This is a genomic window from Streptomyces sp. MnatMP-M17 (genome assembly GCF_900091995.1).
In the GTDB taxonomy this organism is placed as follows: Bacteria; Actinomycetota; Actinomycetes; order Streptomycetales; family Streptomycetaceae; genus Streptomyces.
The window spans coordinates 1-2,377 of record NZ_FMDK01001224.1 but is presented as its reverse complement, the minus strand read 5'-3'; the positions used below and the strand labels follow the sequence as shown (position 1 = coordinate 2,377).

General features: G+C 72.5%; 1 protein-coding gene and 1 pseudogene. Both read left to right on the top strand.

What is annotated here, in order from left to right; all coding sequences use genetic code 11:
- Window positions 1-232 precede the first annotated feature (232 nt).
- Window positions 233-1,708 (top strand): peptidoglycan-binding protein, encoded by a 1,476-nt coding sequence (locus tag GA0115259_RS38050; protein ID WP_093605182.1) that lies wholly within the window; start codon window positions 233-235, stop codon window positions 1,706-1,708.
- 11 nt (window positions 1,709-1,719) lie between these two features.
- Window positions 1,720-2,377, top strand: a pseudogene (locus GA0115259_RS38045) (hypothetical protein); the annotation flags it as partial.

Here is a 2,377-nt window from a genome sequence, read left to right as displayed (position 1 = left end):
CCGGACCCGCTGATTAAGAGTCAGCTGCTCTAACCAACTGAGCTAGCGGCGCCTGCTGACCTGGAGAACTCTACCGGACCGGGAGAGGTACCCCGACCATTTGATGGCTGTTGCGGCCTGTCGGATTGTCTTTTCTTCCCCCTGATCCGTCAAAATGCGATTTGTCCAGACAGATGGGACACTGGCCCGCCGATCGCGTCGGAAAGATCTTGATGAGTGTGGAGGGGAACGCATGACCGTCCCGGTCTTCGAGGAGTACGAGCCGGCTCGCGACTGCGCCTGCGCCGGATGCGCGGAGCGACGGCGTGCTCTGGCCGGGGGCCTGCCGGTGCGGGCGGGCGGCCATCCGGCCGTACACGGCGCCCGGCGGGCACTGCTTCTGGCCACGGCGACGGGCGTCGCTCTCGGTACGACGGGGACGGTCGCGGGAATGGACACGGGAACGGCGTGGGCGGCCGGGCGGTCGGTGGACATGACACGGGACACGACGGCGCTCGCGGCATCGGCGGGCACGGGCGTACCTACGGGCGCAGGCGTACATATGGGCACGGGCGTGGCCGCCGGGCCGAGTCCCGCGACTCCGCAGGGCGGCAGCGCCCCGCTCTACGGGCGACCGCTGCCGGGCCCCGGATCGCACCGGTTCGCGACGGCGCTGCGCAGATCCACCCGGGCCGACATCATCAACCGCGCCAAGCGCTGGGCGTCCGCGAGAGTGCCGTACAGCCTGGAGAAATTCTGGTCGGACGGTTACCGCCAGGACTGCTCCGGCTTTGTCTCGATGGCCTGGAACCTCGCGGGGAACGAGTGGACGGGCACGCTGGCGCGGTACGGCGTGGAGATCGACCGGGAGGAACTCCAGCCCGGCGACATGCTCCTCTTCCACAATCCGGCCAGCCCGGTCAAGGGCTCGCACGTCACGATCTTCGGCGGCTGGACCGACTACACGCACTCCTCCTACCTGGCGTACGAGCAGGCCCAGCCGCACGCCCGTCGCCGGCCCACGCCGATGGCGTACTGGAGCAACTCCGGCCGCTACGTCCCGTACCGCTACCGAGGGCTGGCCGGGAGCGATGACGCCAAGGGACGACCGGGCGCGGGGACGGGGAAGGGGACGGGCGAGTCGGCGCTGTATCCGGGCGCGGGAGCGTTCGGGCCCGGCGCCAGCAACGCGTACGTCGGACAGCTCGGACGGATGCTGGTGCGGCGTGGCGGCGGACGTTTCTACGCCCATGGGCCGGGACCTCGGTGGAGCGAGGCCGACCGGCGCGCCACCCAGGCGTTCCAGCGCGCGCAGGGCTGGCGCGGCGCCGAGGCGGACGGGCGGCCGGGCCCGGGAACCTGGCGGTATCTGGTGAAGGGCCTCGGCAAGGACATCCCGGCGGCGGGCGCGGGCAAAAGCGGTGGCCGTCCTGGTGGTGACGGCCGTCCCGGCGGTGGCGCCGGTGGCGGAGGCGGTACGTCGGGGCGGGTGCCCGCGTATCCGGGCGCCCAGTACTTCCGGCCCGGCAGCAGCAGTACATATGTCGAGCTGCTCGGCAAGCAGCTCATCAGAAAGGGCTTCGGCAGGTACTACACCTCGGGCCCGGGACGGGTCTGGACCGAGGCGGACCGGCGCAATGTCGAGGCGTTCCAGCGCGCCCAGGGCTGGCGCGGTGCCCGAGCCGACGGATACCCCGGCCCGGGGACCTGGCAGCGACTCTTCGCATGACGGAGGCAAGGATGACGACGACGACCTCGCACCCGACCGACGAGGACCCGGCGCCCGCCGTGCCTCCGGCGGACGGCGGGCGCCCCCTGAACGTTCCGGATGTTCCGGACGCTCCCAACGCTCCGACGCCGGACGGGAGCGGCACATCCGTGTCCGTCGCGCCGCCGGCGCCGTCGGACGACGGGCCCTTCCCGGCGGCTCCGGCCGTCACACCCGGCAGCGGCGGGACAACGACTGTCCGCTCGGCGCGCTCGGTGTTCGGCGCCGAGATGTGGGTACCGACCGCGACGGTGAAGCAGCCGGAGCCGGACACCGCGTCGTCCGCGGACGACGCGGAGACGGTCGAGTATGCCGCCGTGGGCGATCCGGCACCGGATCCGGCGTCGGCGGGCGGTTCGGTGACCGCGCCTCTCGTCGCGCAGACCGCGCGGAGTTCGATCCGTACGGGAAGCACCCTGGAGACGGGCGCGGGCGACGGAGACGGCGACCCGAAGCCGTCCACGGATACGGACAGGGATACGGGTACGGAGCGGGGGCAGACGAAGGACACGGCACGGGCGGCCGGTCCTGGCGGTGCGGAGGCGGGCGAATCGTCCGTCGAGCCCGCGATCCGGAGACAGCCGGGACCGGCGGGCCGCCCAGGCGGTGGCGACCAGCCGGGACCGGCGG

Excerpts from the sequence above, each read along its gene's own strand:
- GA0115259_RS38050 (WP_093605182.1), top strand. The coding sequence starts at position 233 with ATGACCGTCCCGGTCTTCGAGGAGTACGAGCCGGCTCGCGACTGCGCC.